This window comes from Breznakia blatticola (genome assembly GCF_004365815.1).
Taxonomy (GTDB): domain Bacteria; phylum Bacillota_I; class Bacilli_A; order Erysipelotrichales; family Erysipelotrichaceae; genus Breznakia; species Breznakia blatticola.
Map to the genome: position 1 here is coordinate 26,404 of NZ_SODD01000023.1, position 8,618 is coordinate 35,021.

Sequence of the window (8,618 nt, forward strand, 5' to 3'; positions counted from 1 at the left end):
TAGGTATAATTATTGCTTTGCTGTTTTTCTTTTTTTAAGAATCACGATTGCTCCTAATGAAATCATTAGGCATGCTAACCATGCTGCAGCGTTTGTAACATCACCTGATTGCACATTATTTGTTGGTGATGTTTTTGTTGTATTCGAACTTGAATTGTTTGTGTTTTTATCAACATCGATTGATGGGTTTTGTTTAACTTCCCAAACTGCAAATAGTTCCAATCCGCTTTCTTGATCCCAAGCACTGAATACTTGCTCATCAGAATAAACAACTTTTCCATCTTTTGCAGTTGCCCATCCTTTAAATGTATATCCTGTTTTTTCAAATGCATTCTTAGTTAATGTTGCTTTTTTATCAAATGTCACAACATCTTGATCCATATTACCTGTAGTTGCTCCATTTCCATCGTATGAAATGTTGTATGTATTTGCTTTCCATACTGCATGTAGTTGTAAATGATTCGTTAAATCATATGCATCAAATGCATGTTCATCTGTATAAGTAACATCTCCATCTTCTGAAGTTGCCCAACCAACAAATGTATAACCTTTACACTCATGCGTATTTTTAGTTAATGTAATTGGTTGATTATATGTCGCAACATCTTTGCTCATAGAACCGTTAGTTGCCCCATTACCGTGATACGTGATGTCGTAATCGCATACTTCCCAAATCGCATATAATTCTAAACCTGCTTCTTCAGTCCATGCATCAAGAAGTTCTTCATCTGTATATTCAACTTCTCCATCAGGTTCTAAAGACCACCCAATAAATGTATGACCTGTTTTTTCAAATGCATTTGCTGCAAGTTGCTTTTCTTGATCATATGTAAGAACTCCCGGTTCCATCGTTCCACTTGTTGCACCATTTCCATCATATGTAATTGTGTATGTGTCTGCACTCCATACTGCAAATAGCATTAAATTAACTTGACGATCCCACTTTGTGAATGTGTATTCATCAGCGTATACAACATCTCCGTCTTCTGAAGTCGACCATCCTTTAAATGTATATCCTGTGCGTGTAAATGCATTTGGTGATAATGTAACACTTTGATCGTACACTGCTGGATCGGTTAACATCGTTCCACTTGTTGCACCATTACCATTGTATGTAACTGTGTATGTATTCGCTCTCCAAACAGGGTATAAGTCTAGGTTATCCGCAATATTATATGGTGCAAATATGTATGTATCGTTGTATACAACTGCTCCATTTTCTTGTGTTGCCCATCCTTCAAATTCGTATCCATCTCTTTGATATGCATTTTCTGACAACGTGAATACACTATCAAACGTCACTGTATCAGTATCCATCTTTCCTGTTGTAGCATTTGTATCATGGTATGTAATTGTGTATTCATTTGCTTCCCATACTGCAAATAAATCAAGACCTTTTTCTTGATTCCATGTATTGAAGACTTGACCATCTGTATATTCAACATTTCCGTCTGTAGTAGTTGACCAACCTTTGAATGTATAACCAACTTTTTCATACGCATTTGTAGCTAATGTAACTTTTTGACCAAAGTTCGCTACTCCATTTGTCATGTTTCCAGATGTTGCACCATTTCCACTATATGTGATTGCATAGTCATCAATTTTCCAAACCGGGTATAAATCTAAATCAGCAGTCAAATCAAACATATTGAATTGATGTCCATCTGTATATGTCACATCTTGACTTCTTGGTTTAGTTGCCCATCCTTTGAAACTATATCCTGTTTTCTTATACTGGTTAGTTGCTAAACTGAATGATTTTCCAAATATAGCTTTATCTGTACTCATTGTACCTGATGTAGAACCAGCATTATGATAATTCACATCAAATTGCTTTGTTACAATCTTTGCGTTGTTATCAGAAATAATAGATTCCTTAACCATATATCTAGCATCGCTTCCATCCATGTTTCCACCAACATTTCCACCTACGTTTCCGCCAACATTTCCACCAACGCTTCCATCAATGTTTCCATCAAAGTTAAATAACGCGGTTACATGCACTTTTGCATTTAGCGTCTTCAAAAATGCAGAATCTTTCACCTTACCACTGTATGTTACAGTTAGTGTTTCACCTCGTGGGACAGCTTCAAAATCATAGTAATATCCTTGTTCATTTGCTTTAAAGTTATACATATTCACTTTATGTCCATCAATTTTTAAAATAATTGAATTTGAATCCAAATCAAAATTTTCATCTGTAGGGATGTAAACTTGCGTTTTGTTTGAATCCCAGTTTCCGACATTCTTAGCGACTAAATTATATGTAACTTGATCACCAACTAAAGTATATTCACTTCTATCAGAAGTCAAATCGCCATCAAAAACAGGTGTAGTGACAGTTGGCCCCACTATGGTTAAATCACTAATGTTAGAATCACTTGGTTGAACTGCATGGACTGTAAACTGTTTTCCAATCACTGCATCTTCTCCAACATACATTTCAATTTCAATATAGTTTACATTTCTTGGAGCTACATATTTTGGTTGATAATAAATCGTGTGAAATTTCTCATCGTACTCCCATTTATCATCTCCTGTAGTATCAATTGTTGCTTTGCGAATAAACTGTGCTTCCCTTGGTAAAACTATTTTCACTGTATCTAAATATTGAGGTGTCATCCAATTTCCATTTGATGCTTCATAACGGATGGTGAAATATCCACCAGGTCTTACCAAATCATGATTAATACTTAACTTTGTATACAGGTTGTTATGACCTGCACCAGTTTCAGCAGCATGTCCATTTACTTGAATCGCTCCAAAACTAATCACAAACGTTAACATGATTGCAAAAACTTTTTTCATAATTTTATTCATACTATCTCTCCTTCTTTTTTACAACACACATAGAATGCATCTCTAAAATTACATCAACTTTCTATACTCCTACCCTCCTTTATTTGGCTAAATTACAATCGTAATTTGAGCTACTTAAATTATAGCTTTCATTAATGTTAGATAAGGAAATCGTCTAGGTTTATATCTAAGGAAATTTTGTATGAAATATGAATGAGTATAGGTTTTTTTGTATTCTTTAAAAAAAAAAAGAAGCAAAACCCTATACCAGGATAGGTTTGCTTCTCATACAGTATTTATGAATCAAGTAAATGTTCCTCTTTTGCTTTAAGTACAGCATCCATTGCATTATCAACACATAACTTTTTGTATGCTTCACTTAAGTGATATTTTACAGTATGAATGGTAAGTCCTGTCATCTGTGCAATCTCTGCATTTTTATACCCTTCACTTAATAGCTGTACCATGTGTTTTTGTTGCTTAGAAAGTTTTAGTTTTGGTGGACGTATATACTGTGTAATCCCTTTGTGTTTACTTGCTTTTTCATGTGTTGCAAGAATTACTTTATGTAAGAAATTTGCATCAATTTCTTGATGATGTGTTCCACTATCCACTACAGTTGCTAAACGTTTCAATACAGGTAGTATTGCACCACCTTCATTGGCAATAATACGAATAAACTCATATGGTTGTAAGATGAGTAATACATCTTCAATTGTTTCCAATGCTTTTTTACGTTGGCGCAATGCCCATTCAATGGATGCACGCAATACTTTTGCTTCAGCTATATCAAGTGGACGATGAAACTGTGTTGCTAGTAATTCAAGTCTATCAATGAATTGTAATGCTTGTTCACTTTGTCCTAAAACGATATAGGCTCTAGCTGTCGTAAAATATTGATATATCTTATACAAGTAGAAATCATCATCAATAATGTAATAATTATCCAACCAACTTTTTGCTACTTCTTGATTTGCATCTTGAAGTTGTACTCTTGCTTTAAATGCTTCAAAGTTTAAATAGAATTGTGGATTATTATCCTGAATAATAAATGTCTGAATTTCCTCTATCGTTTGGTTTAGATTTTTTTGGTCATCTAAAGTAGCATATGTAGTTGCTTTAGTCATTAATAAACAGAAACCCTGTTCTCCGCTTTGTTCACCTTTCTTTGATGATAAGGTTTTATCAATCAGTGCAAGTGATTCATTCAACTTGTTTTTCTCATATAAGAAGTCTGCTTGTAAAGCATAGAGTATGTTTCTAACAAACGAACCAAATAATGGAGTAATAAACGTAAATATTCTCTGTAAGCTTTTTCCTTTTGCAAGTTCACTATAGTCTCTAGCTGACCGATAGAAATGAGGAAGTTGCATTGTAACTGTATTCCATTGTAAGTTTTTCTTAAAGTTGATTTTTGCTAAATGCTTTACCAGTTTTTTTAGAATAGAACCAACACTTTTTCGATAATCAATAAGTGTCATCAAAATAACATCGGATTCAAACTGTGCATGTTCTTTAGAAATAATTGGTAAGTTTTTTTCAATCATATCCAAACACCATTCACATGTAGTAGCATCTCCTACAATCAAACTATATCCAGCATATTGTGAATATAAATATGGATGTTCATCTAGAACAACTCGTAATGACTGTTCTTCTAATAAGCTGCTATACACACTAATGAAGTTTTCTACTGATAAAATATTACTATCTACTGAATCGTCTTCATCAATTGCGTAGTTCGTGATATCTATCGTTTCTTTATCTCTACTTTTTATTGCATATTTTCTAGCTAGAAAGATTCGATTTTCTTTTAAATAATGAAGTGAGACCACCTTATAAAGATCTTCACTTTTGATATGTTCATGTTTCCTTCGTACATCTGCTAAAAACAGCAGCAACAAAGAGTGATAACTGTAGGTATCTTTCCCTGTTTTATTCACAAAGAAATTTCCAGTACATAATGCATCAAGAATCTCTTGACTATCTTTTCTATTTGAAAGTAAATTTGCCATTTCCACACTAATATCTTCCACGATTGAAGTACGTAGTAAAAACTCTTGTATCTCAGTATCAAAGTTGTCCCATAGTTGTGTCTCAATATAATTTGAAAACACCATACCACCATCTGTTGTCGTTGGTTTGGTCAGTCCACTCATAGCTAATGCATTAATTCCAATCGCCCAACCTTCTGTGATTTGTAGAATCTCTTTTGCATCTTCTAATGTGATTTTATTTCCGTATGTTAAAAACTGCTGATGAATTTCTACTTCTGAAAATGCAAAATCTTTCTTCGTTAACAAATTGACATTATCTTTACCTATCTGATCAAGATACTCATGATTTGGTTCATTACTTGTAATAACTACAATCGTAAAACATTTTGGTAAACGTCTTTTCACCATTAAAAATGCTTTGAGTATTTCTTTGTTAGTTACTAGTTGTGCACGATCTAACACAATTACATACGATGTCCCATTTGGTATAAACGAAGTAATCAATTCAATACTATGTTCAACTGGAAGCGTATTAAATGTTGGACTTGCCAGAATTTTAGCCATTGCCTCATTATCCGATTGAAACGAGTAAATCCCCATACACAACAATCGATAAAATGCAGTCAACGTATTATCATATTCATCCAAGTCTATCCACACATATGGAAACTTACTATATTCTAACCACTGTATTACTGCTGTTGTTTTCCCAAATCCCGATGGTGCGCAAATATAAATAATGTCTTTATTCGTCCCTATTGTAAGTGTATTTAGTAAGGCATATCTATATGTATAATTCTCATGTAGTTTTGGTGCGATAAACTTATCGCTTAAAGCCTGCGAATAATTCATTCCCATCCCCCTTTACTCACTTATTGTATATGGTTAAAACTGGAAATACAATCATTTGTAAGTAGTAAAATAACACACATTTTGCATCTTAAACCGATAATTGCTTTATTTCGAACGTTCGCCACAATTCAAAAGAAAAAGACAGCATCTAGATGCTACGCATCAAATCTAGATTATCTGTCTAATCATTCTTTTACTAAATAATAACCTATCTAGTTGCAATCATATTTAAAATGGTAAATCATCTTCATCATGCATAAATTCGTCCTCTTTGAATTCATTTTCAATTTCAGTTGCTAAACCAATAAAATCGACTTTTGGATGCACTTTATGAAAAACTGCTACAAGATGAGGACAATTTCCATTCATTTGTACACACCAAATTACATTAATATGTATGCGGATAAAATGTTATTCACATTCTTCATTCGTTTTTATCATATTCATCATTTATTATATTATGGTTCAAACTTTTTTCGATAGCCTCATATTGTAGACTAGTTTCTACTAATCAAACACTTCTAAGAAACTTTCTTAAAATTACTATTTTAACAAAGTTTTATCCAAAGTTTCACTATATACAACCATGTCTTTTGCAGTTACTTTATCTGCAATTCTTAAAACTACACTATCTTTTTTCTCATCAGTTAAAAACATTACATCACCATACCAAAGCACTTCACGATCAATTACAACAAACTGATTGAGTTCTGTATCTATTGTTGATAATGCAATACCTTTACTAGTAATGTTTTTATATAATCTACTTATGTTACTTTTCATAGTAGTTTTATATGCATCTTTACGCTGAGTGATTATTGATACCTTGCATCCCCTGTTCATTGGGGTAATCAATATATCTAGTAAGTTCTCAATTCTCTTCTTTGACATTTTTGTGCTGCTAATGATAATCTCATACTTCGCATTTTTTATGTCATTGCTCAACTCCTCAAAATATGAAGCTGCATCATGAATGATTTGTACACCATGTCTATCCTCTTTATTAGGTGTATATACACTGTACCCAAGTTTCTTATATGTTCTTAATCGTTTTGCATACATTCTTTCAAGCATTGGCACGTATAAATCTACATAATCGTATATAATCAAATCTTGTTTATTCTCATATTCTCTATGAAGTCGACCTACATACTGTGCTACGCTTCCCTCCCAAGCAAAAGGCACGGTCATAAATAATGTGTCCAATCTTTTAAGATCAAACCCCTCGCCCGCAGCTGAAGCAATTGCAACCAAAACTAGAGGTTCTGATGGATTAATTTCGTACATTTCTTCCAGTTGTTGTATCTGTTCTTTTGATTTATATCCTCCTCTTAAATAATATACATTTTTATACATTCCCTTTAATTGTGAAACTATATATTCTGCATGTTCTTTTATTTTGGTTAGTACAAAAGGTGTTCTCCCAGCCTCAATGGAACGTATAATATCCTTAATAATTAAATTATTTCTTTCTGCATCCTTGACTATTTCAACGACTTCGACTGAAGGGTTATTCCCCTTATCTACACTTACGTATCTTGTAAATCGTGGAAAGACACTATATGTCATCCCCAAAGATATGGCACGTTCTTTTGCAGTGTATTCATAACGTATTGGTCCTAATTGAAAGAAGTACTTCTTTTCTTGTTGATCTTGACGTTTAGGCGTAGCAGTGAATCCATATATTCTTTTTGCATTCAATGTGCTTATCACTTCTAAAAAAGATTGTGCTGCAAAGTGATGACATTCATCAATTAATACCATTCCATAGTTTTTTATCAACTTGAGTTTTTCTTCATCTGTTGTGATAGATTTAATACTCACTATATCAATAACTCCATTTAAGGTGTTTTTTCCAAAGCCCATTGAACCAACAGTTGCTGGTTCATTATCAACTTTTAGAAACATTGGAATTTCTTTCTGCCACCTTTTCATAATTTCATTATTGTGAACTAGAATAAGTGTATTAACATTATATTTTGCAATCAAGTAAATACCAACAATAGTCTTACCATAACCCGTTGCTGCCACCAATACTCCGTAATTGTGCTTAGTTAGAACATGAACACCCTTTTCTTGATTATCTCTTAAATTGCCAACAAACTTGGTGTTAATCTTATTACCAACAAATCTTTTATCTTCAATGTTAAATTCTATCTCTTGAGTTTGCATGAATTCCTTTAAAATATCAAAACATCCTCTAGGTAAACATAAATATCCATTTCTCACATCAAAACAAGAGATAATTCGATTAATATTTTTAATATAAGCATTCGCTCTTAATTTTTGATAAAACGTTGGATTTTTGAAACTTGCTAATCTCGAAATATAATTGTATGCTCTTGGGCTCAAATCACTTTCACATATATATATCTTATCAGAGATAATAATATTTAATGGTTGTACTACATCTGACTTATTTAACTGTATTTCATCTTCCCAGGGTTTTGAAATACATACTTGTTCAACATCGCAATCATTTACTGCATTCAAAGAACCAAGAGCATTGTTATTACAAAACGATAGTAGAAATTGTATTTGACTTTCACTTACACGTTTTACACTATGCAATACTTCTAGTTGATTTATATAAGGTTTAAAGGAATCATCAACGAAGAGAGTCGTTTCCTTTTTTATTGATGAGCTCTCCCAAGGAAGCGCAATCAAATTTCCAAACCCATCCACAGTTACTTGTGTTTGCTGTGGTAACATTCGATCGTATGATGATAGAGAACTTAACTTCAATCGAGCTGTAGTTAGTGTCATCAAAGTATCTCCGAATCTCTTTGCAAGTGTAATTGGGTAATCATTATCAAAAAAAATCCACAAATGAACACCATTTCCAGATTGTGACATTTCTAATAAATAGAATATATTAGGCTTAATTCAACCAGTGCATACCAAGTCTCGATAAATCACTGATAAGTACTGAATAATTTATGTGTCTTTAAAGCATTTCTTGTGATGGTA

At 32.9% G+C, this 8,618-nt stretch carries 4 protein-coding genes; all 4 read right to left on the bottom strand.

Annotated elements, in window-relative coordinates:
- Positions 1-9: 9 nt before the first annotated feature.
- On the bottom strand, positions 10-2,820 hold the full coding sequence (locus EDD63_RS07065; protein ID WP_134169895.1) for an InlB B-repeat-containing protein: 2,811 nt from the start codon (positions 2,818-2,820) through the stop codon (positions 10-12).
- Positions 2,821-3,095: 275 nt separating this feature from the next.
- Entirely contained in the window at positions 3,096-5,648 is a 2,553-nt protein-coding gene (locus EDD63_RS07070; RefSeq protein ID WP_166667576.1) for a winged helix-turn-helix domain-containing protein, read from the bottom strand.
- Between the two features lie 228 nt (positions 5,649-5,876).
- A complete protein-coding gene (locus tag EDD63_RS11570) occupies positions 5,877-6,017 on the bottom strand; it encodes a hypothetical protein (protein ID WP_166667577.1) in 141 nt (46 codons plus the stop codon).
- 174 nt (positions 6,018-6,191) lie between these two features.
- A complete protein-coding gene (locus tag EDD63_RS07075) occupies positions 6,192-8,534 on the bottom strand; it encodes a TOTE conflict system archaeo-eukaryotic primase domain-containing protein (protein WP_424945041.1) in 2,343 nt (780 codons plus the stop codon).
- Positions 8,535-8,618: the final 84 nt, after the last annotated feature.

What these genes read in the sequence shown, in the direction of transcription:
- EDD63_RS07065 (WP_134169895.1), bottom strand. Translation starts at nt 2,820, where the DNA reads ATGAATAAAATTATGAAAAAAGTTTTTGCAATCATGTTAACGTTTGTG.
- EDD63_RS07070 (WP_166667576.1), bottom strand. Translation starts at nt 5,648, where the DNA reads ATGAATTATTCGCAGGCTTTAAGCGATAAGTTTATCGCACCAAAACTA.
- EDD63_RS11570 (WP_166667577.1), bottom strand. Translation starts at nt 6,017, where the DNA reads ATGAATGGAAATTGTCCTCATCTTGTAGCAGTTTTTCATAAAGTGCAT.